The organism is Riemerella columbina DSM 16469, assembly GCF_000374405.1.
Taxonomy (GTDB): domain Bacteria; phylum Bacteroidota; class Bacteroidia; order Flavobacteriales; family Weeksellaceae; genus Riemerella; species Riemerella columbina.
The window spans coordinates 92,062-113,286 of sequence record NZ_KB894251.1 but is presented as its reverse complement, the minus strand read 5'-3'; the positions used below and the strand labels follow the sequence as shown (position 1 = coordinate 113,286).

The 21,225-nt window shown below is 36.5% G+C and carries 19 protein-coding genes; 7 read left to right on the top strand and 12 right to left on the bottom strand.

The features are described 5' to 3' along the window. The first annotated feature begins 15 nt into the window (after positions 1-15). Positions 16-2,265 (top strand): FUSC family protein, encoded by a 2,250-nt coding sequence (locus C237_RS0108990; RefSeq protein ID WP_018676168.1) that lies wholly within the window; start codon positions 16-18, stop codon positions 2,263-2,265. Here C237_RS0108990 and C237_RS0108985 read toward each other — a convergent pair. Genes C237_RS0108985 through C237_RS0108975 form a run of 3 tightly spaced genes read right to left on the bottom strand, consistent with a single transcriptional unit; the run spans position 2,253 to position 4,661 of the window. Next, complete coding sequence (locus C237_RS0108985; RefSeq protein ID WP_018676167.1) at positions 2,253-2,855, bottom strand: 4'-phosphopantetheinyl transferase family protein; 603 nt, start codon at positions 2,853-2,855, stop codon at positions 2,253-2,255. The two genes, C237_RS0108990 and C237_RS0108985, sit on opposite strands and share 13 nt — an antisense overlap. A 5-nt stretch (positions 2,856-2,860) precedes the next feature. After that, entirely contained in the window at positions 2,861-4,003 is a 1,143-nt protein-coding gene (locus C237_RS0108980) for an inorganic phosphate transporter (protein WP_018676166.1), read from the bottom strand. Between the two features lie 19 nt (positions 4,004-4,022). Beyond that, on the bottom strand, positions 4,023-4,661 hold the full coding sequence (locus C237_RS0108975) for a DUF47 domain-containing protein (protein WP_018676165.1): 639 nt from the start codon (positions 4,659-4,661) through the stop codon (positions 4,023-4,025). A 247-nt stretch (positions 4,662-4,908) separates the two neighbouring features. Between C237_RS0108975 and C237_RS0108970 the strand changes: the two genes are divergently transcribed. Continuing rightward, the gene (locus C237_RS0108970; RefSeq protein WP_018676164.1) at positions 4,909-6,300 is read left to right on the top strand and encodes a dipeptidase; all 1,392 of its coding nucleotides are present in this window, start codon (positions 4,909-4,911) and stop codon (positions 6,298-6,300) included. A gap of 121 nt (positions 6,301-6,421) precedes the next feature. Here the strand turns inward: C237_RS0108970 and C237_RS0108965 are convergent, their stop codons facing one another. Genes C237_RS0108965 through C237_RS0108925 form a run of 9 tightly spaced genes read right to left on the bottom strand, consistent with a single transcriptional unit; the run spans position 6,422 to position 14,574 of the window. Beyond that, the gene (locus C237_RS0108965; RefSeq protein WP_018676163.1) at positions 6,422-6,616 is read right to left on the bottom strand and encodes a hypothetical protein; all 195 of its coding nucleotides are present in this window, start codon (positions 6,614-6,616) and stop codon (positions 6,422-6,424) included. Positions 6,617-6,625: 9 nt separating this feature from the next. Then, a complete protein-coding gene (locus C237_RS0108960; protein WP_018676162.1) occupies positions 6,626-7,228 on the bottom strand; it encodes a MarC family protein in 603 nt (200 codons plus the stop codon). A gap of 37 nt (positions 7,229-7,265) precedes the next feature. After that, a complete protein-coding gene (locus C237_RS0108955; protein ID WP_083917665.1) occupies positions 7,266-8,963 on the bottom strand; it encodes a BatD family protein in 1,698 nt (565 codons plus the stop codon). Beyond that, positions 8,963-9,721, bottom strand: coding sequence for a tetratricopeptide repeat protein (locus C237_RS0108950; protein ID WP_018676160.1), 759 nt, complete (start codon positions 9,719-9,721; stop codon positions 8,963-8,965). Before C237_RS0108950 ends, C237_RS0108955 begins: the two co-directional genes overlap by 1 nt. A gap of 23 nt (positions 9,722-9,744) precedes the next feature. Continuing rightward, a complete protein-coding gene (locus C237_RS0108945) occupies positions 9,745-10,752 on the bottom strand; it encodes a vWA domain-containing protein (protein WP_026315601.1) in 1,008 nt (335 codons plus the stop codon). Positions 10,753-10,778: 26 nt separating this feature from the next. Then, the gene (locus C237_RS0108940; RefSeq protein WP_018676158.1) at positions 10,779-11,771 is read right to left on the bottom strand and encodes a VWA domain-containing protein; all 993 of its coding nucleotides are present in this window, start codon (positions 11,769-11,771) and stop codon (positions 10,779-10,781) included. Further along, positions 11,764-12,663 (bottom strand): BatD family protein, encoded by a 900-nt coding sequence (locus C237_RS0108935; RefSeq protein ID WP_018676157.1) that lies wholly within the window; start codon positions 12,661-12,663, stop codon positions 11,764-11,766. Before C237_RS0108935 ends, C237_RS0108940 begins: the two co-directional genes overlap by 8 nt. A gap of 15 nt (positions 12,664-12,678) precedes the next feature. Beyond that, a complete protein-coding gene (locus C237_RS0108930; RefSeq protein WP_018676156.1) occupies positions 12,679-13,542 on the bottom strand; it encodes a DUF58 domain-containing protein in 864 nt (287 codons plus the stop codon). Positions 13,543-13,569: 27 nt separating this feature from the next. Then, complete coding sequence (locus tag C237_RS0108925; protein ID WP_026315600.1) at positions 13,570-14,574, bottom strand: AAA family ATPase; 1,005 nt, start codon at positions 14,572-14,574, stop codon at positions 13,570-13,572. A gap of 292 nt (positions 14,575-14,866) precedes the next feature. On the opposite strand from C237_RS0108925, the gene C237_RS0108920 reads away from it, so the two are divergent. The 5 genes from C237_RS0108920 to C237_RS0108900 all read left to right on the top strand — a co-directional run bounded on the left by C237_RS0108920 (position 14,867) and on the right by C237_RS0108900 (position 21,158). Then, a complete protein-coding gene (locus tag C237_RS0108920) occupies positions 14,867-15,769 on the top strand; it encodes an aspartate carbamoyltransferase catalytic subunit (RefSeq protein WP_026315599.1) in 903 nt (300 codons plus the stop codon). Between the two features lie 57 nt (positions 15,770-15,826). Next, positions 15,827-16,903 carry a glutamine-hydrolyzing carbamoyl-phosphate synthase small subunit gene (gene carA / locus C237_RS0108915; protein WP_018676153.1) on the top strand — a complete coding sequence of 359 codons (1,077 nt, stop codon included), beginning with the start codon at positions 15,827-15,829 and terminating at the stop codon, positions 16,901-16,903. 82 nt (positions 16,904-16,985) lie between these two features. Then, positions 16,986-17,348, top strand: a complete 363-nt coding sequence (locus C237_RS0108910) for a four helix bundle protein (protein WP_051081513.1) — start codon at positions 16,986-16,988, stop codon at positions 17,346-17,348. A 95-nt stretch (positions 17,349-17,443) separates the two neighbouring features. Beyond that, positions 17,444-20,623, top strand: coding sequence for a carbamoyl-phosphate synthase large subunit (gene carB, locus C237_RS0108905; protein WP_018676151.1), 3,180 nt, complete (start codon positions 17,444-17,446; stop codon positions 20,621-20,623). A 244-nt stretch (positions 20,624-20,867) separates the two neighbouring features. Beyond that, entirely contained in the window at positions 20,868-21,158 is a 291-nt protein-coding gene (locus C237_RS0108900) for an HU family DNA-binding protein (protein ID WP_018676150.1), read from the top strand. Positions 21,159-21,225: the final 67 nt, after the last annotated feature.

The following is a 21,225-nucleotide window of genomic DNA, read 5'->3' as shown; positions in this document are numbered from 1 at the left end:
TTCTAAATTTGCACCATGAAAAACTACGCTACCGAACTAAAAAAATTCTTTTCTGATCATCATACTTTTGCTGGTATTAGAATATCTTTGGCCATTTTAGTACCTTCGTTGCTTTTTACTTATTTTGGGGTGTTTAAGGATTTTTTTCTCTTTCCTTTGGGAACCAGTTTTATTGCTTTTGTAGACCAACCTGGACCTTATATTCGTAGACGTAACACTTTAATTGGTGCTGTCATTTCATTTTTTCTTGTGACGACTATTGCGAGTTTGTTAAAAGATTATACCGTATTAGTATTCTTAGAACTTATCGTAATGGGGTTGTTTTTCAATATGATAGGTGTGTATGGTCAGCGTTTAGCTGCTTTAGGTGGGTTATCTCTGGTAGTTCTCGCTATTTTTATTGATGGGCATCTTACGGGAAGCCATATTTTAAAAAGTATTTTGGTATTTACCTCAGGAACGATTTGGTATCTGGTTTTATTTTTGGTTTTAGCCAAACTACAACCTTACCAATTGGCGAAACAGATGGTAGGGAATAATTATATAGAACTGGGAAAATTCTTAGAAATAAAATCTAAATTCTATACGAAAAATGCCGATATAGATCAATTGATTTCTCAGTTGCTAACCCAGCAAGTTTTAATCAAAAACATACAAGAAGATACGCGAGATCTGATATTTAGAACTAGAAAATTTGTGAATGAATCTACCACCACAAGCCGAATCCTCGTATTGAGTTTTATCAGCAGTATAGACCTTTATGAGCAATTGATGACTTCTGAAAATGATTATCGCGCATTACATAAAAATTTTGGTCAAGATAAAATTTTAGTTAAAATCAATAAAACCCTTCACATTTTAGCCGTAGAACTCAATCATATTGGGGTGAGTACTCAAATTGGGCAACAGCCTAAGCCTAAACAAAACATCGATGCCATTATCGAAGATTGTTTTAACACTTATTTTGATTTAAGAACCAAGAAACTCTCTGCCGAGACTTTAGACCAATTTATGATTTTGCGTCAAATTATGATGCGAATTGCCGAGATTGCGGAGGAAATAAAATCGGTTTATAAGATTACATCACATGATATAAAGTTGGCTAAAAGTTTATCGTCGGGATTAGATTTGTCACAATTTTTACCTAAAGAAGCACCGCTTAATTTCAAGGTGTTTAAGACTAACTTTTCTAGACAATCTACCCATTTTAGGCACGCTGTTCGGGTAACCACTGCAATGCTAATCGGATATGCTATTTCTAAAATGACCTTTCATGGTTTGGGGCATTCGTACTGGATTTTGATTACTATTATCGCCATTATGCGTCCTGCGTATAGCATTACCAAAAGTAGAAATTTACTTCGGCTGTACGGCACTTTTGTAGGCGCAATTTTTGGAGCGTTGATTATCTATTTTGTGCATAATGCATTCGTCTTATTAGCACTGCTTTTTGTATCTATGGCGATGTGCTTTACTATGCTTCAGACGAAATACTTTTGGGCAGTTTTGTTTATGACGATTTATGTATTTCTTGCGTTCAATTTTTTAAATCCAGGCAATTTTGAAACTATTTTAAAAGATAGGATTTTTGATACGGGAATTGCCGTTGTCGTTGTATTTGCCGTGTCCTATTTTGTGTTGCCAGTTTGGGAACATACACAGAATAAAAATTTGATGAAGGTGTCCCAAGATTGCAATTTTCAATATTTTGAGGAAGTATTAAGCCTGTTACAACATCAAAATTTAGACGACCAAAAGTATCGACTGCTAAGAAAAAATGCCATTATAGCCTTAGCGAATCTTTCGGATAATTTTCAACGCATGTTGTCTGACCCTAAAACACAACAGAAAAAATTAGAAGATATCCATCAATTTGTGACGACGAGCCATTTATTAACAGCCTATATCGCCTCGTTATCACAATATGCCAAAACGAAGAAGCACTATCCCGAAATTGATTTTTCTTCTTGGGAAACTAAAATCAAAGCGGAGTTTTGCAAAACTAAAACTCTGCTCAATGGGGAAGTTTATGGTCAGGTACTTATCGAAAAAAGCGATATTCAACCAGAGGACTATGTGGCATCGCTCATCAAAAAACGAAAAGCAGAAATTGATGAGCACGAGTTTTTTAATAATCGAGATCCAAAACAAGTAACGCACTTAACGGAATTAAAAAACATTCAGGAGTTGCTAGAATTAATTTATAATGTAGCCAAAGAACAAAGAAAAATTGCTGTTCAGCTGAATAAAGACTACACTTCATAAACGGCAGTTAATACATAATCTGTATCAATTAATTGCACCGAGGCTTTATAATGTGTTATCTCTTCATTCTCAATAATATGGCAAGAAATATGGTCTAAAGAACTAAGCGAAAATTCATCAATGTGATAATGCACTCTAAACGACCAAAGCTTCTTAGAGTGGATTTTATACAAACTTTCTTTGATGCTCCAAATAATAGTTAGAAGTGCTAAATCATCATTTTTAAGCCATTTTAATTCGGTATCAGATAAAAATTTAGATTTAATTCTCAGGATTTTCGGCTGTTGTTTTTCAATATCAATTCCAATATTTTGATTTGAAATCGCTAGTGCGGCGAATGGATAAGAATGGCTGATAGAAATCTTTGCAGATAGCGGTTCTACATAAGGTGAGCCATTATCTTCGTAACATAATTGATGATTCGGTAATGCTGATTGCAACATTTTTCTAATCATCAATTTTTCATATTGTTTAGAAACTGAACGATTAGTAGCGTCCGATAAATCATCAACCCAAGACTCGGTATCTGGGTGGTGCTTCCATACCAGTAGTGCCGTGTCTTGGGTTGAAAATTCTTTATAAAGTGGCATAAGCCTTAAAACATAATCACGATTAAATAAGTAATTCCTGCTACAATAGCACTAATAGGAATGGTTAATATCCACGCCCACAATAGGCTGATGGTAATCCCCCAACGCACGGCAGATACTCTTTTGGTAAGTCCCACGCCAATAATAGATCCTGTAATGGTATGGGTAGTGGATACAGGAATACCGAAATGGTCGGTAAGGAATAGCGTTAATGCACCAGCGGTTTCCGCACTTACACCTTCTAATGGCGTTACTTTGGTAATTCTAGTTCCCATAGTTTTTACAATCTTCCATCCGCCACTCATAGTCCCCAAAGCGATGGCTACGAAAGAGGCAATAGGTACCCAAACATAGTGCTTAGCAAAGAAATTAAAACGATCAGCAGCGGGCATGGTAGCATAGATATCATCCCCACCTACCATAGACACATGATAGTAGATCACACCCGCACCGATAATCCCCATCACTTTCTGAGCATCGTTCAAACCATGACCTAAACTAAACAACGCTGACGATACCAATTGTAATTTTTTAAAGGCTTTTTCCGCTTTATGAGGGTTGGATCTTTTACAAATATTAATGATAATCAGAGTGATAATTATAGAAACTACCATCCCTATAAAGGGTGCCATAAAGATAAATAGGAAGATGGGAATTACTTTACCGTACTTTACTACATCTTGGCTAAAGAGTTGCTTAAAAGCCAATTTTATCGTTTCAAAAGTAGATAAGTCTGCTTGTGCCAAGGCGATTTGATGATAATCTGTAACTAAAGCGTGCATCAGCGCTGCACCTAAAAATCCCCCAATTAAGGTATGGGACGAAGAAGATGGAATCCCAAACCACCATGTCAATAAATTCCATGCGATAGCGGCTACAAGCCCTGCAAAAATCACTTCTAAATTGATGAAATCTTCATTAACGGTTTTTGCGATGGTATTTCCAATTTTAAATTCCCCTACAATGTAAAAGGCAATAAAAAATGCTGCAAAATTCCAAAGTGCAGCCCAAAGTACTGCTTGGAAGGGGGTCAATACCTTAGTAGAAACAATGGTAGCAATAGAATTGGCAGCATCGTGGAAGCCGTTGATATAGTCGAAAACCAGAGCTAATGCAATGATCACGATAAGAAGTATCGGAAAACTCATACTTTAATATTTTGTTGAATTAAGCGTATTTAATGATGATATTATTTAAAATATCTGCTACATCTTCTGCCTTGTCGGTCACTTCTTCTAAGTAGTCCAATACTTTACTTACTTTAATGACATTAATGGCATCTGTAGTTTCAAAAAGTTTTGTCATAGCATTGCTATGCACATCATCGGCGATATTTTCTATACTATTAATCTTAATAGAGGCTTCTTTTACTGCGGCAGGATTTTTAAACTCTTTTAAATTTTCAATCGCTACTTGAATTTGCAAACATGCTTTATGAATTAATAATGCTAATTCTTCAAACGCTTGGTTTTCTGGGCTTTTATAAAGTAGAATATATTTTGAAGATGCGTAGATATAGTCTGCAATATCATCTAAACCACTGGCAAGATGATGGATGTCTTCTCTATCGAAAGGGGTAATGAAGTTTTTACCTAACTCCACATAAATTTGGTGAGTCATATCATCATTTTGATGCTCGAAGTCACTAATTTTCTTTAGAAATTCATCGTCATTAGCATCAAAATTTTTAATTCCTTCGTGAAAAGTTTTGGACATATCCACTAAAGTATTTGCCATTTTTTCAAAAAGCGCAAAAAACACCTTGTCTTTTGGCTGGAATGCTTTAAAAATATTTCCTATTCCCATGTTTTAAATTGTTATTATAATTTTCGTAGAGCAAATATCATCATAAAAAAGTAGTCGGCGAAATTCTAATATTAATTTTTGTTAACATTTGAGAAAAATCAGTTTTTTAGTTTTAGGACAATAAAGATTTTGCTATCGGTTAATAAGAATAAATTCTTTGATTAATTAAGGAATTTGAGCAGAATTAAACCACCATTTTCCCAATCCATCAAAAAGTTTTATCTTTACTCAATCAAAATTTAAACTAATGCAAGAGACACAAAATTACATTAAAGAACACAAACAAAAATTTCTAGACGAGTTAATAGAATTACTGAAAATAGCTTCTATAAGTGCCGATCCAGCTTATAATCAAGATGTTTTAGACTGTGCCGATGCCGTAGCGGAACACCTTAAAAATGCAGGGGCAGAGGATGTAAAAGTTTGCGAAACGAAAGGCTATCCAATTGTTTTTGGTCAGAAAATGATCAATCCTTCATTACCTACGGTTTTGGTTTATGGTCACTACGATGTGCAACCGCCAGACCCATTGGAATTATGGGAAAGTGGACCGTTTGAGCCTGTGGTAAAGGAAACGCCACTCCATCCAGAAGGTGCCATTTTTGCGAGAGGCGCTGCTGATGATAAAGGTCAGTTTTTTATGCACTTAAAAGCATTTGAAGCGATGATGAGAACCAATAGTCTACCTTGTAATGTGAAATTCATCATTGAAGGGGAAGAAGAAGTAGGCTCATCAAGTCTTGCCGATTTCTTAAAGGAAAATAAAGAAAAATTATCTTGTGATGTGATTTTAATCTCGGATACAGGATTGTATTCTATGGAGCAACCTACTGTAACCACGGGGCTTAGAGGGCTTAGTTATGTAGAAGTAGAAGTGGAAGGACCTAATCGAGATTTACACTCTGGTTTGTATGGTGGTGCTGTGCCAAACCCTATTAATGTGTTATCAAAAATGATAGGCAGTTTAATTGACGATGAAGGTAAAATTACAGTAGAAGGTTTTTACGATAATGTAGAAGTGGTATCGCCAGAAGAGCGTGCCGAAATGAATAAATTAAAAGATGATGTAGAATCCTTTAAAAAAGCAATTGGGCTAAAAGGCGTACAAGGTGAGGAAGGCTATACAACTTTGGAGCGTGCCTCTATTCGTCCAACTTTAGATGTTAATGGGATGTGGGGTGGCTACACTGGCGAAGGTGCAAAAACTGTAATTCCTTCCAAAGCCTTTGCAAAAATCTCTATGCGTTTAGTACCCAACCAAACGCCGGAAGAAATTACCGAAAAGTTTTCTAAACACTTTATGAATATTGCCCCAGATAGTGTAAAAGTTACTGTAACGCCACACCACGGAGGAATGCCTTATGTCCTAAAAAGTGATACCGAAGAATTTAAGGCGGCTAAAAAAGCGATGGAAAAAACTTTTGGTAAAGAAGTCTTACCATTTAGAAGTGGTGGAAGTATCCCTATCACGGCTTTATTTGAAGAAGTGCTTAACGCTAAATGCGTACTGATGGGCTTTGGTCTAGACACCGATGCCATCCACTCGCCAAATGAACACTATGGACTATTTAATTTCTACAAAGGTATTGAAAGTATTCCGTACTTTTTCCAATATTACACAGAGATGAAAAGTCAGTAAAATGATTGACTTTACTATAAAGTTAAAAAAGTCCAAACGATTAGTTGTTTGGACTTTTTTTGTATAATGTTATCCCGTTCTGAAAATAGTTGTAGGATTTTTTAGTAAGGATATTTTCCACTTACTTTTTATCCGATAATCGGCTCCAGTTATGTAACACAAAAACCAATAAAATACCTAAAATTCCAGCAGCAATAGAAAAGATGAACTTGGTATTTTCATTATCCATAAATCCTAAATTCCAATCTATGGCATAAAGATTAATCCCGATAAAAATAATGAATATAATTAGAAAGATTTTATAAAAAAGTTTCATAATGATGAATTAAATATTAATATAATTAGAAATTAATTGAGCAAAATTAGCCGTAAATAGCTTGATAGAAATAGCTAATAATATGATACCAAATACCTTTTGGAAAATCATTAAAGTAGCATCTCCTAATTTTTTCTCTAGCCAATTGGCAGATTTTAATACGATATAAATCACCACAATATTAAGCACAATCCCGATAATGATATTAATGGGGCTATATTCTGCACGAAGTGATAGGGTAGTGGTAAGAGTCCCAGCACCAGCAACTAATGGAAAAGCAATAGGCACAATAGACGCGGCATTAACTTCCCCAGCTTTATGAATTTCTATCCCTAAAATCATCTCTAAGGCAATCACGAAAATAACCAAAGCCCCTGCAATGGCAAATGAATTGACATCAACACCAATAAATTGTAGAATTTTGTCCCCAATAAACAAAAAAGAAATCATTAATACGCCAGACACAATCGCCGCTTTTTCTGACTCGATATGCCCAAAGCGTTTTCTTAACGATACAATAATTGGGATAGACCCTACTATATCAATTACCGCAAATAAGACCATAAAACTGGTCATTGATTCTTTGATTGAAAAATCCCCGATAAAATCCATTATTTAAATTTTTTGCAAAAGTAAGAATAAATATTGGTTATCCCACAATGCGATGATGCCAATTAATGATTTCATAATACAATTGGTTCAGTTGCTCCCAATCCTTAATAGGGGTATATTTTTCTACTTCTATTTTAGAAACTAAAAGACGATATTCTTCCGCTACTCTATGACCATATTTTGCTTCTATCGTATGGTTGAGTTTAGTATAACTCGTATCTAGATAAGCCATGGTTTTCTCTTGTAAATCTTGAAACGCCTTGAAGAATAAAGTGTCATTTTTTTCTTCTAAAGCACTTTTTAGTTGAGAGTAGTTGTGTTCAAAATCAAAATTTAATTCTGGCTTAGTTTCGGTATATTCTGATTTTAAATGAATTATAGATTTTTTGATTTTCCTTCTGTTTTTTATGAAAAAGTAAAAAAGACTAGCAATAATTAATAATCCAATAAGATTTAGTCCATAGAATAACCAACGATTTTTAGATTCAGATTGCTTTTTATCAATATGAGGTAATTTTACCAAATCCAACATTTTGTTGGTGTTGTCTATCATTTTTTCAATCTGTTGGTCATTAATAGTCTCACTAGCGGCTGTTTTAGTTTTAAAATGTTGTATTTCAGGACTTATGGTTTCGTATTGTTCATGTTTAAGGTTGAAAAAAGAGAAAGGTTCTACCGCAATAGATAAATCCCCTGAATCTTTTGGAATGATGATATATTCTGCTTGAACACTGCCTTTTAGTCCTTGAGTAGAAGGCTTTATAGATTTAGATATTTTAGGTTGGAATGTTTGGAATTTGGAGTTATTAATAATTTTTGGTAATTGAATTTTATCAAAATTTCCAATTCCTGAAAGTTTTATCGTTACTTTTGTGGGCTGATCTAATTCTAATTCTTTATCATCAGGATAGTTGATATCTAATTTAAAATCGCCCACCGCATTTTTAAAATTTTGAGGGGCATTTTTAGGAAGCGTTTTGATTTTTAAATCTACTTTTTGGGTGTTGACCTTTTCCGTTTTTCCTGCATTAGAAACTTTAGCAGATATTTCTGGAATTTCCACAGTGCCCCCTTGGGTAGAATAAAGTAAATAGACGCCTAATACTTTGGATAGCGATAAATTACCCGACCCTTGCTCTATATCGTTTGTTTTCTGCGATATAGGGTAGAATGTAAGTCCGTTGGTCTTTGGAATTTTGATATCAGATAGTTTCTGGAAATTGTCTATATTTTTCGTAAAGGCTCTCAATACCACAATGGTTGGTTGGTTTTGATAAACTCTTTTGGATTTAGATTGTAGTTTTAGTTGTATTTCGTCATTGGCTTTGGCTACGGTAGCAGGCTCGGATTTGCCTTCTACTAAAATATCAAAAGGTTCGGTTTTATAGATTTTTCCATTGATGGTCACCAAGGCACTTCCCATTTTTATCTTTCCTGCTTTTTTAGGCAATAATAGCACTTGGTATACCACTTGGGCAACGGCGATATTTTTGGCTGGGTCTACAAAGGTGTTTCGTGTAGAGCCATCGTCTATCACATCAAATTTTGAAAAATCGGGTAACTGTAATAGCGATTCTTGAACATATTCCGCACCATTGATTTGTAGAAATACGGTAAACCTTACGGCTTCGTTTGCTTTGAGTTCCTTTAAATCAGTATCGGCATGGAAAGTCACCTGCCCGTAGATACTTGCAGACCAAATCCAAAATAATATGTGACACCAGCGTTTAAACATTACCAATCTTTGTCATTACTTCTAGGGTCTAGTTGTGCCTTACGATTTAAAATTCGTCTGGCAGTTTCTCGCTCTTTACCCTCTAACCTGCGCATAATGCGTTCTTCTTCCTCTTTAGAGAAACCATTGCCTTTACCATCCTCCTTAGGTTTTGGGTTGTTGCCATTGCCCTTACCATCTTGCTCTTTCTGCTCACCTTGGTTTTGCTGACTTTGGTTCTGTGGGTCTTGCGATGGATTCTGACTGTTTTCGTCTTTCGATTGTTTATTATTTTGTTGGTTTTGTTTTTCGTTTTTAGATTCTTGCTGAGCCTTTTGCTGTTGTTCTTTTTCTTTTTGTTTTAGCTTAGCAATATTATAATTTTTGCGAATAGTTTCGTTGTAAGGGTCTTGTTTTAAGGCTTTTTTATAATGTTCTGCGGCTTTATCAAAATTGTTTTCTTGCATTTCATTATTCCCCAGATTATACTGTGCTGCCATGCGGTCTTCTTTATTTTTGGCTAGGGCTAAGGCTTTTTCGTATTCGGCTTTGGCTTCGGTGTACATTTTTCTTTTGTGGAAGGCATTGCCTAGGTTATAATGTCCATCAAAGTTATCTTTTTTCTTTAAGGCTTCGGAAAAATAAGAGGTTGCTTTGTCAAAGCTTTTACTTTTAAAAGATTGCTCACCTTTATACAATAGTATATTGCTGTTGTCCTGTGCTGATACTAAAAGACAACCGATTAAAAAATAAAGACTAATAAAAAGAGTTTTAATCATTTACGATTGCAAAAATACGCATTTTAAATGTTAAAATCTCGCTTAGGATTTGTTAAAAAAATGATAAAAAATAAAGCTAAGGTAACGGCTAAAAAATATTGATAGTAATGGATAGCCGTTTGAGATTTAACCGTAGTTTCAGAGATGTTAGTGGATTGTTTTAATGCCTTTAGAATATCCTCGATGGCTTGGTCTGGGTCGTTACCATCAATATAAGTGCCGCCTGTTTCTTTAGCAATAGTATTTAAGGCTTGGGTGGCGCGTTTAGAAATAACGGTTTCCCCCATCAAATCAGTTTTATATCCCATTAATTGACCATAAAAGTACTCTGGAATTGGGGCGCCTTCTTCGGTGCCTATTCCTACAGTAATGATTTGAATCCCTTCTTTATTGGCGATTTTGATGGCATCATTTTCGTTTCCTTCATTGTCTTCGCCATCGCTGATGAGGACAATTTTTCCAGTTCCTTTGGTGATATTTTTGAATTTGGATGCCGTAACTTCTACGCCTTTTTTAAAATCAGTGCCTTGGTGAGAAACCATTGAGGTTTCAATTCCTGAAATAAAACTTTCTGCCGCAGAATAGTCTGTGGTTAGTGGCATAACCGAAGTGGCATCGCCAGCAAAGACCACTAAACCCACACGGTCGTTCATACGCTGTTGTAAAGTATTAATGACAATATTTTTGGCTAAGGTTAGTCGGTCTGGGTTTACATCTTGGGCGTTCATAGAGTTGGATACATCCATTAGGAAAATCACATTGCTCATTTTTTGTTGCACTTTTATTTCTTCTTTCCCACCTAAAAGGTCGATCATCGAAAAGATTAAAAATAAAAAACCAATAAGATACAGAAACGGGAATACCTTAGTAAAGCCCGTAGGTTTTTGAAACAACACCGACTGAAACCGACTATCTGCAAAGGTGGTTCTAGCTTGGTTCTTCCACTTAAGGTAATGCCATAGCCAGTAGCCTATCGGGATGATAAGCAATAGCAACAAAATGTACCAGTAGTTTCCTATATAAAAATTCATATGTTCGTTATCCTTCTGTATTGTAATTAGTTGAAGACTTTAAATAAAAACCAACGCATCATAGCATCTAAGATTAATGCCACGAGTGCTATCCAAAGAAATACTCTAAAATATTCATCATAATTGTAAATTTTTGAGGCTTTGATGTTGGACTTCTCGAGTTGGTCTATTTCGCTGTAAACTTCTTTTAAACTTTGGTTAGAGGTGGCTCTAAAGTATTTTCCATCCGTTATTCTTGCAATATCGCGCAGCATATATTCATCTATTTTTACGGGTTCTTCGGTAAAGACTAAATTACCAAAAATATCCTGCTGGGTGGGCATTAGGGCTAAGCCATTGCTCCCAATCCCGATGGTGTAGACTTTTATATCGTTATTTTTTGCTAATTGAGCTGCCACTTGAGGCTGCATGGCGTTTTCAATGGTATTGACTCCATCCGTCATCAATATAATGATTTTACTTTTGGCTTTAGAATTTTTCAGATGCTTTACAGCGACGGCTAAACCTTCACCGATATTAGTTCCGCCTTCTAAATCCATCGGGTTGAAGGACATTAATTCTTCCACGGCTACTTTGTGGTCGGTAGTTAAAGGCACTTTCATAAAGGCTTCCCCCGAATATTCTACCAATCCAATTCTATCATTTACCCTTTGTTCTATAAAGTTTTTAGCAATATCTTTAAGCGAAGTCAGTCTATCGGGTTCTAAGTCTTTAGCCAACATACTTAGCGAAACATCTATGGAAAGTACAATATCCATTCCTTTGCTTTCGTCTCTATCCTGAGAAATATTGTAGGTACGCGGTCTAGCCATTGCCAATATCAAGGCAGAAAGGATGATGTATTTGGTTAGTTTTAAAAAGGTAAGAACCGCACTCATTCCACGCGACTGCTGCATATGTTTGGTGCTAGGGACTAAAATACCTTTACTGTTCTTCTGGCTGATGTCCCTAAAGATTAAAGGAATCAACAAAAGAAATAATAACAAAAACCACGGGCTATGAAATTCAAAATTATACATCTTTCCTTAGGTTTTCAAATTCTATATCTTGATAAGAGCGTTTTACAAACTCATAAATGCGTTGGTAATCGCTTTCCATCAATTCGGTGTCGGGAATGGTTTTAGCAAATTTCACCAAATCGCCTCTTAGAAATACTTCTTCTACCACTTTTTCATTCTCGCTAGATATTTTATCTTCGTTTTTCATTAAGGCAATTAAATCATCGGTTAGAAGCACTTCTGCGGGAACATGGTATTGTTCCTGAAGGAAGGTTCTGGTGGTATCAATCAATTCCACATAGAATAGGCGATATTGTCCGTTTTGGATGTATTTTTTCTTTTTAATTTGCTCTAATGCTTTTAGTGTTTTATTTGTTGGCGATTTGGCTTCTGCTGATTTTTTTCTACCATATTTTATAAATACAATAATTAAAAACACCAATGCCATTAGTATCAAAGCTCCTAAAATATAGAGCTTATACAAATCCCAATAGTCTTTCCAGCCTAGTTCTGGGACTTTGTTATTCATAATATCTGCAATCTGGTCGTCTTTTTGTGCTGTGTTTACCACTTCTATGGTATACGGAATAGTGGTTTGGGTAACGCCATCTATGCTAAATTCTAAAGGTGGAATTTTAAAATCGCCTTCTTCAAAAATAGCAAATTCAATAATCCGAGTATATTGATCTTGCGTTTTTTTAATATCATCTTTTATTTCCTCAAAATGGAAGGGTAGGAGCTCGTTTTTAGGAGCAGATAAGACATCTTTACCTTGCAAATTATTGATGTTGATTTTAATCACGGCAGGTTCGCCTAGAGCCACTTTAGTTTTATTGAGGCTAGAGGATAAGGTTTGAGCTAGAGAAAAACTGCTCAGCCAAAGACATAATAAAAGGTATAGTTTTAATTTCATTAATTCAATTGAAAATTATCTTTTTTGAAAATATTGATACAGCGCCGAAGCATAGTCGTCACCGGTTTTAAGTTGGATAAAACTAGCGGCACTTTTTTCGAAGAGTTCTTGCATAGCTTTGCGGTGTTGCTTTTCTTCTTCGGCGTATTGGTATCGAATGCGTACATTAGCCGTATTAACCCAAATTGGTTGTCCTGTTTCGGCATCTTGAAAAAAGGCATAACCAATATTAGGAATTTCTAAGTCCTTATCATCGGCAATGCTGATGCCTAATAGTTGATGTTTTCTTGCAGCAATTTTAAGGGTTCTATCGCGAAGGTCATCTTTAAAATCAGAAAGTAAAAATAGAAACGATTTCTTTTTAAACACATTCATCACATATTCCAAAGCCGTATCCAAATCCGTTTCTGCGGCTACATAGTCCGTCGCTAAGATTTGACTGAGCAATGCCAAAATATGCTTTCGCCCTTTTTGTGGTGGTACTACTTTATAGACTTTATCTGCGAAAAGCACTAAGCCGACTTTATCATTATTCCCCGCTGCGGAAAATCCTAAACTGGCACAAATTTCTGCCACATATTCTTTTTTTAATGCGATTTTGGAACCGTAATCCATAGAGGCAGAAATGTCTACCATCAGGATAATGGTCAGTTCTCTTTCTTCCTCCATTACTTTTACAAAAGGTTCGCGAAAGCGGGCGGTTTTATTCCAATCGATGCGGCGGATATCATCACCCAACTGGTATTGTCTGACTTCCGAAAATGCCATACCTTGCCCCTTAAATGCACTATGGTATTGCCCCATAAGCGCCGCTTCCGTCTTTTTCTTGGTACGGATTTCTATTTGTTTTACTTTTTTGATGATGTCTTTTACTTCCATTATCCTTTCAGGGCAGATTTTAATGAATTAAGGCGCTTGTACACGGGCTAATATGCGGTCTACCAAATCATCTGTGGTGATGTCTTCTGCCTCTGCCTCAAAACTTAGTCCAATACGATGCCTTAGCACATCTTTAGCAATTTCTTTTACATCTTCAGGGATTACAAATGCTCTACTTTTAATGAATGCCAAGGTACGGGAGGCAATCGCCATACTAATAGAAGCTCTAGGCGATGCCCCAAAACTGATGTAATTTTTGAGTTCCGAAAGTCCATATTTTTCAGGATAGCGGGTCGCAAACACCATATCCAAGATATATTTTTCAATTTTTTCGTCTAAGTAGACTTTATGGACGAGTTCCCTTCCTTCGGAAATTTGCTCTAGCGTTACAATAGGGTTTATCTTTGGCATTTCCGATGCCGATGCCATACGCATAACGGTTCTTTCGTCTTCAAATTCTGGATAGTCTATTTTGCATTTAAGCATAAAACGGTCGGTCTGGGCTTCGGGTAGAAGATAAGTTCCCTCTTGGTCGATAGGGTTTTGCGTTGCCATTACAAGGAATGGTTTAGGCATTTTTAAAGTTTCATCACCAATGGTTACTTGCTTCTCTTGCATGACTTCTAAGAGTGCCGATTGCACTTTGGCAGGTGCACGGTTGATTTCGTCGGCTAAAACGAAATTGGCAAACACAGGTCCTTTTTTGATGCTAAAATCGTTGTCTTTTACATTATAAATCATGGTACCTACCACATCGGCTGGGAGCAAATCTGGGGTAAACTGTATTCTGGAAAATTGCCCATGTAAGGCTTCCGAAAGGGTTTTAATGGCTAAAGTTTTTGCTAACCCTGGGACGCCTTCCAGTAGAATGTGTCCGTTGCCCAGTAGCCCAATCAACAGACGGTCTACCATATAAGATTGCCCAATCACCACTTTATTGATTTCGTCTTTAAGGAGTTTAAAGTAATAATTTTGTGCTTGTATTTTTTCGCTTAGAATTTTTATTTCTTCTGCTTGATGTAATTCTGCCATAGGGTAAAAATATGGGGTAAAATTGCAATAAAACTGTACCATTTCCAAAATAAAATTCGCTAAAATTATGTTAAAGTTTGTTAAATGCAGGTTTTACATTTTTTTACATTCCGTTATACTCTCAAAATTCTATTTGGCTAGTATTAAAATAATTTATATTTTTGCCTCAATGTACACGATAGAAAACAAGACCAGATTGATATCAAGAGGAACAGCACTTCCTCAGCAATCGGTTTATTTATATTAACGAAGTCTTTTAGGCTTCGTTTTTTTTTATCTAAAAATGAAAGATATGCTAACAATTTCTGACCTTTCGAGTAAACAAATTCAAACGCTAATCCATGAAGCGGAGGCATTTGCTAATGGACAAACGGCTAAATGCAAAAAAGACATTTTTGTGTCTAATCTTTTCTTTGAAAATAGCACGAGAACCAAAACCAGTTTTGATGTTGCAGAGCGAAAACTAGGCTTTCAAGTGGTGCCTTTTGATGCTTCTACAAGTTCGGTAAACAAAGGCGAATCGCTTTACGATACGGTAAAAACTTTGGAAAGCATTGGGGTAGATTTAGTGGTGATAAGGCACTCCAAAGATGCGTTCTATAAAGAGTTAAAGTCTATCAATATCCCTATCATTAATGGTGGCGATGGCAAGGGCAATCACCCATCGCAGTGTTTACTGGATTTGCTGACGATTTATCAAGAGTTTGGGAAATTCAAAGGCTTAAAGGTGGGAATTGTAGGAGATGTAAAGCACAGCAGAGTGGCTAATTCTAATGCAGAAGCACTTAGAAAATTAGGGGCTAAAGTCTATTTCTCAGGTCCCGAAGATTGGTTTGATGAAGCAGAATTTATCAATGGTACTTATCTTTCAATTGAGAGTTTAATAAAAGAAGTAGATGTCCTAATGCTATTACGAATTCAGCACGAACGCCACGGCGAAAAAATGAAAATTTCTCTAGATAAATACCATAAAAACTATGGGCTTACCAAAGCAAGAGAACAAAAAATGAAACCTAATGCCATCATTATGCACCCAGCACCCATCAATAGAGGCGTAGAAATAGATACCGATTTGGTAGAATGCCAACGCTCACGCATTTTTAAGCAAATGCAAAATGGCGTCTTTGCCAGAATGGCAATACTAAAATATGCTTTGGAACAAAAAGGAGTTTCTTTTGAAGAAATAAAAGAATAATTGCGAAATTTAGTTCATTCTTACATAAAAATTTAATAAAATCTGATAAAAATTCAAATGAAAAAAAAGTTAATATTAGAGTCGGGGGAAGTCTTTTATGGCGTTGGTTTTGGGTGTGATGAAGATACAACGGGCGAAGTGGTTTTCAATACTGGGATGACGGGTTACCAAGAACTACTGACAGACCCTTCCTACTGCGATCAAATCGTGTGTATGACCTATCCACTAATTGGAAATTATGGCATCAACCGAGATGATTACGAGTGTATAGAGCCCTCTATTAAAGGACTTATTGTAAAGGAGATTTGTGATTTACCTTCCAATTTCCGCTCGCAGATGTCGCTAGATGAGTTTTTTACGAAAAAAGGCTTATCAGGAATTTCTGGCGTTGATACCCGAAGACTCACCAGAATTCTTAGAACCAAAGGCGTAACGAAAGGTAAAATCGTGAATGCCGATGCCCACGATAGCGAAGTTATAGAAGCACTAAAAACTCAGCCACTAAGCACCAATCAAATAGAAAAAGTGTCTACTAAAACGCCATTTGCAGCACCTGATAGAGGTTTTAAAGTGGTGTTAATGGACTTTGGTGCCAAACTGGGCATTATCCGAGAACTCTCACAAAGAAACTGCGATATTACAGTGGTTTCTCACGATACCACTGCCGAAGAAATTCTTATGATGGCACCCGATGGCATTATGCTGTCCAACGGTCCTGGCGACCCACAAGACATTCCCCATGCCCACGAAACGGTAAGGAAACTATTGGGCAAAGTCCCTATTTTTGGGATTTGTATGGGGCACCAAGTCATCGGTTTGGCGTGTGGCGCTAAGACTTTTAAGCTTAAATTTGGGCATCGTGGAGGAAACCACCCTGTGCTAGACCTCCGCACGCAGAAAGTGGCTATTACTTCTCAAAATCACGGCTATGCGATAGACCAAGAGAGTCTAAAAAATACAGAGTTGGAAGAAACGCACATCGCACTTAACGATAGAACCAACGAGGGGGTAAGACATAAGAAATATCCTTGTTTTTCGGTACAATACCACCCCGAAGCCAGTCCTGGTCCAGAAGATGCCAACTATTTGTTTGATGAATTTGTGGAGATGATGAATGAGTTTAATAAAGTGTAACAATGTATCAATGTAACAATGTATCTATGTATTGATGAATCAATGTAAGTAGCTACCAATAATAGATTTTAAAAACCATTATATGATTAATTTTGAGCATAATCCATTATTAACTTTGTGTACAAATTTTTCATTGTCATTAATTGAGTTTTGTGAATTATTAGAAAAACATAAAAAAAATATCGTGGCTAATCAATTACTGCGTTCTGGTACGAGCATTGGTGCTAATGTCTTTGAAGCACAAAATCCTGCAAGTAGAAAAGATTTTATTAATAAAATAAAAATTGCAGCTAAAGAATTAGAAGAAACAAAATACTGGCTATATTTATGTAAACATTCGAAAACTTATCCGTTTGATGAAAAATTAGAAATACAAATTATTTCTATCAGTAAAATAATTTATAAAATTTTGAGTACAAGTATAAAAAACACTAAAGAGCAATGAAATCAATAATTTATTTATGAATCATACTAATTTGATACATTATTACATCAGATACATTATTACACTAAATACATTGCTAAATTAAAAACGAAAAAATGAAAAGAACAGATATAAAAACTATTTTGGTGATAGGCTCAGGACCTATCATTATTGGGCAGGCAGCGGAGTTTGATTATTCGGGGACGCAGGCATGTCTATCGCTGAAAGAGGAAGGATACAGGGTAATTCTCATTAACTCTAACCCTGCTACTATAATGACAGATAAGGAAATTGCAGATAAAGTTTATATAGAACCCATTTCACTAGATTTTGTGAGCCAAATCATTAGGAAAGAAAGACCTGATGCGCTTCTGCCGACCCTTGGAGGACAAACTGGGCTTAATATAGCTGTAGAGCTTCAAAAATCAGGGATTTTGGAGGAGTGCAAGGTAGAAGTATTGGGGACGAAACTCTCTGCCATCAACCAAGCGGAAGACAGAGATTTATTCCGTGCTTTAATGAAAGATTTGGGAGAGCCTGTACCGGAGTCCGATATCGTCAATACCGTAGAAGGGGCTTTAGAATTTGCCGAAAGGATTGGTTATCCAGTGATTGTTCGTCCTGCTTTTACCATGGGAGGAACAGGAGGCGGTATCGCTGCCAATGAAACCGAACTAAAAGAAATTGCTGAGCTGGGGCTTAAATATTCCCCTGTTAAACAATGTCTTATTGAAAAATCTATTGCGGGCTACAAAGAGATAGAGTATGAGGTGATGAGAGATGCCAATGACAACGCCATTGTGGTCTGCAATATGGAAAATATAGACCCTGTGGGCGTGCATACGGGGGATTCCATCGTTGTAGCACCGTCTCAGACGCTATCCGACAGAGAATACCAATTACTAAGGAACGCTTCCCTGAAAATCATCAGAGCATTGGGCATCGAAGGTGGCTGTAATGTTCAACTGGCGTTAGACCCTCATTCTTTCAATTATTATGTCATAGAAGTTAATCCGAGGGTATCGCGTTCTTCAGCTTTGGCAAGTAAGGCAACGGGGTATCCTATCGCAAAAATTGCGGCAAAAATCGCAGTAGGTCTCACCTTAGACGAAATTATGAATCCCGTAACGGGTAAAACTTATGCGTGTTTTGAACCTGCGTTGGACTATGTAGTTACTAAAATTCCGCGTTTCCCTTTTGATAAATTTGAAACCGCCGACCGCCGTCTCTCAACCCAAATGAAAGCCACAGGCGAAGTGATGGCCATTGGCAGAAATTTTGAGGAATCATTGCAGAAAGCCATTCGTTCCTTAGAAACGGGTATTCGCCATTTGGGATTAAAAAAGAAACAAGCCGAAGCTCTTACCGAGGAAGATATAGAAAGACGCATCAAGGTTTGTGATGATGAGCGACTGTTTATTATCGGCGAGGCATTGCGTAGAGGTTTTGATTGGCAGAAAATCATGGAATGGAGTAAAATAGATAAATTCTTCATTTGGAAACTTAAAAAAATAGTCGATTTTGAAACCACCATCACCGAGAACAAGATGGATTTAGAAGTTTTAAAAGAGGCGAAGCGTTTAGGCTTTTCCGATATTAATATCGCTTACCATTGGGGCATCACACAGCGTGAAGTCTTTAATCTAAGGAAAGAGAATAACATCATGCCCGTATACAAAATGGTGGATACTTGTGCTGCGGAATTTGAAAGCGAAACGCCTTACTTCTATGGAACTTATGAGGAAGAAAATGAAAGCATAGTTTCCGACAAAGAAAAAGTTATTGTGCTTGGCTCTGGACCTATCAGAATTGGACAAGGTGTGGAGTTTGATTATGCTACGGTGCATTCCGTTTGGGCAATTAAAGAAATGGGCTACGAGGCGATTATCATTAATAACAACCCAGAAACCGTATCTACGGACTTCTCTATTTCGGATAAGCTCTACTTCGAACCTCTTACGGAGGAAGATGTGATGAATATCATAGAGCTGGAAAAACCTAAGGGGGTAGTAGTGCAGTTCGGCGGACAGACTGCTATTAACCTCGCCGATAAACTCGCAGCACACAATGTCAAAATATTAGGAACGTCTTTGGAAGATTTAGACCGTGCCGAAAACCGCGATAAATTTGAAAAAGCTTTGCAAAGCCTCAATATCCCGCAGCCCGAGGGTAAAACATCTACCTCCAAAGAAGAAGCCGTAAAAATTGCCGATGAAATTGGCTATCCCGTACTGGTACGCCCGAGTTATGTATTGGGAGGTAGAGCGATGGAAATCGTATATAATGAAAAAGAATTGGCTCATTATATGGAAAATGCCGTAGAAGCCAGTCCGGAGCATCCTGTTTTAATTGACAAATATATGGTGGGGAAAGAGGTAGAAGTAGATGCTATTTCCGATGGTGAAACAGTGGTAATTCCGGGTATTATGGAGCATATAGAGCGCGCAGGGGTTCACTCTGGCGACTCTATTGCGGTATACCCACCACAAAATATCAATGAAAAGTGTCTTCGCGATTTGGTAGACTATACTGAACGCTTAGCGAAAGGCTTAAATGTAAAAGGCTTGATGAATATTCAGTATGTACTGTTCGAAAACCAAGTTTATGTTATTGAGGTTAATCCGCGTTCCTCTAGAACGGTGCCGTTTCTCTCAAAGATTACCGATGTACCTATGGCAAACCTCGCTACGAAAGTCATTTTGGGACAAAAACTAAAAGATTTAGGCTATGATAATGGATTAGTGCCAGAAAAAGAAGGCGTATTTGTAAAAGTACCCGTATTCTCATTTTCTAAACTGACGAAAGTGGATATTTCTTTAGGTCCTGAAATGAAATCTACTGGCGAAGTGATGGGTAAAGATATTACGCTAGAAAAAGCACTTTACAAAGGATTAATTGCAGCGGGAAGAAAAGTGCCAACACATGGCTCAATATTATTTACGGTGGCGGACAAGCATAAAGAAGAAGCCGCTGTATTTGCCAAGCGTTTCCACCAAGTAGGTTTTAGAATTTGGGCAACGGAGGGAACGGCTAAGTATTTTGAAACGCATGGTGTTCCTTGCAAAGTAGGGTACAAAATTGGTGAGGAAGATGTTAACCTAATTGATTTGATACAAAAAGGGAAAGTGCAATATGTGGTCAATACGATGACGAAAGGAAAACAATCTGAACGCGATGGCTTCCAGATTCGTAGAATGTCGGTAGAAAACGGGGTGCCGTGTTTAACTTCTATGGATACGGTGGAAGCGATTTTAAAGGTGATTGAAAGTATGAGCTTCAAAATGCAATCCATGTAGAATTTAATAATTGATAATGAAAAATAGAAAATATATAATAAATATAACTGTTTAATTATCAATAAATAAGAATTAATTTATTATTTAAAACCTTTTATTTTTCGTAGGAAAACCATTTTATAAATTGTAATAATTAATTGTGAATTTATAAAATTAAAATTAAAAATCTTAAAAAAAATTTGTATATGTAAAAAAAAGTTTTAAATTTGCTATCAATAAAACTTAACTTTTAATTTATAATATTATGAACAAGTCTGAATTAATCGACAAAATGGCTCAAGATGCCGAAATTTCAAAAGTGGCAGCTAAAAAAGCATTAGAATCTTTTATGGAGTGTGTTACAGAAACACTTAAAAAGAAAGATGGTAAAGTATCTTTAGTAGGTTTCGGAACTTTCTCTGTAACTGAAAGAGCTGCAAGACAGGGAATCAACCCAGCAACTAAAAAAGCAATCAAAATTCCTGCTAAAAAAGTAGCGAAATTTAAAGCTGGTTCTGAATTGGCTAACGCTGTTGCAGGTGCTAAAAAGAAGTAATTCTTAATAGCGTTTAAAGATAGAAGGGTTTACCCTTAGATTATTATAAAACCTCAGCCTTTGGGTT

Bases quoted from the DNA above. Each gene is read 5' to 3' on its own strand.
- C237_RS0108990 (WP_018676168.1), top strand. From the start codon at position 16: ATGAAAAACTACGCTACCGAACTAAAAAAATTCTTTTCTGATCATCAT.
- C237_RS0108985 (WP_018676167.1), bottom strand. From the start codon at position 2,855: ATGCCACTTTATAAAGAATTTTCAACCCAAGACACGGCACTACTGGTA.
- C237_RS0108980 (WP_018676166.1), bottom strand. From the start codon at position 4,003: ATGAGTTTTCCGATACTTCTTATCGTGATCATTGCATTAGCTCTGGTT.
- C237_RS0108975 (WP_018676165.1), bottom strand. From the start codon at position 4,661: ATGGGAATAGGAAATATTTTTAAAGCATTCCAGCCAAAAGACAAGGTG.
- C237_RS0108970 (WP_018676164.1), top strand. From the start codon at position 4,909: ATGCAAGAGACACAAAATTACATTAAAGAACACAAACAAAAATTTCTA.
- C237_RS0108965 (WP_018676163.1), bottom strand. From the start codon at position 6,616: ATGAAACTTTTTTATAAAATCTTTCTAATTATATTCATTATTTTTATC.
- C237_RS0108960 (WP_018676162.1), bottom strand. From the start codon at position 7,228: ATGGATTTTATCGGGGATTTTTCAATCAAAGAATCAATGACCAGTTTT.
- C237_RS0108955 (WP_083917665.1), bottom strand. From the start codon at position 8,963: ATGTTTAAACGCTGGTGTCACATATTATTTTGGATTTGGTCTGCAAGT.
- C237_RS0108950 (WP_018676160.1), bottom strand. From the start codon at position 9,721: ATGATTAAAACTCTTTTTATTAGTCTTTATTTTTTAATCGGTTGTCTT.
- C237_RS0108945 (WP_026315601.1), bottom strand. From the start codon at position 10,752: ATGAATTTTTATATAGGAAACTACTGGTACATTTTGTTGCTATTGCTT.
- C237_RS0108940 (WP_018676158.1), bottom strand. From the start codon at position 11,771: ATGTATAATTTTGAATTTCATAGCCCGTGGTTTTTGTTATTATTTCTT.
- C237_RS0108935 (WP_018676157.1), bottom strand. From the start codon at position 12,663: ATGAAATTAAAACTATACCTTTTATTATGTCTTTGGCTGAGCAGTTTT.
- C237_RS0108930 (WP_018676156.1), bottom strand. From the start codon at position 13,542: ATGGAAGTAAAAGACATCATCAAAAAAGTAAAACAAATAGAAATCCGT.
- C237_RS0108925 (WP_026315600.1), bottom strand. From the start codon at position 14,574: ATGGCAGAATTACATCAAGCAGAAGAAATAAAAATTCTAAGCGAAAAA.
- C237_RS0108920 (WP_026315599.1), top strand. From the start codon at position 14,867: ATGCTAACAATTTCTGACCTTTCGAGTAAACAAATTCAAACGCTAATC.
- carA (WP_018676153.1), top strand. From the start codon at position 15,827: ATGAAAAAAAAGTTAATATTAGAGTCGGGGGAAGTCTTTTATGGCGTT.
- C237_RS0108910 (WP_051081513.1), top strand. From the start codon at position 16,986: ATGATTAATTTTGAGCATAATCCATTATTAACTTTGTGTACAAATTTT.
- carB (WP_018676151.1), top strand. From the start codon at position 17,444: ATGAAAAGAACAGATATAAAAACTATTTTGGTGATAGGCTCAGGACCT.
- C237_RS0108900 (WP_018676150.1), top strand. From the start codon at position 20,868: ATGAACAAGTCTGAATTAATCGACAAAATGGCTCAAGATGCCGAAATT.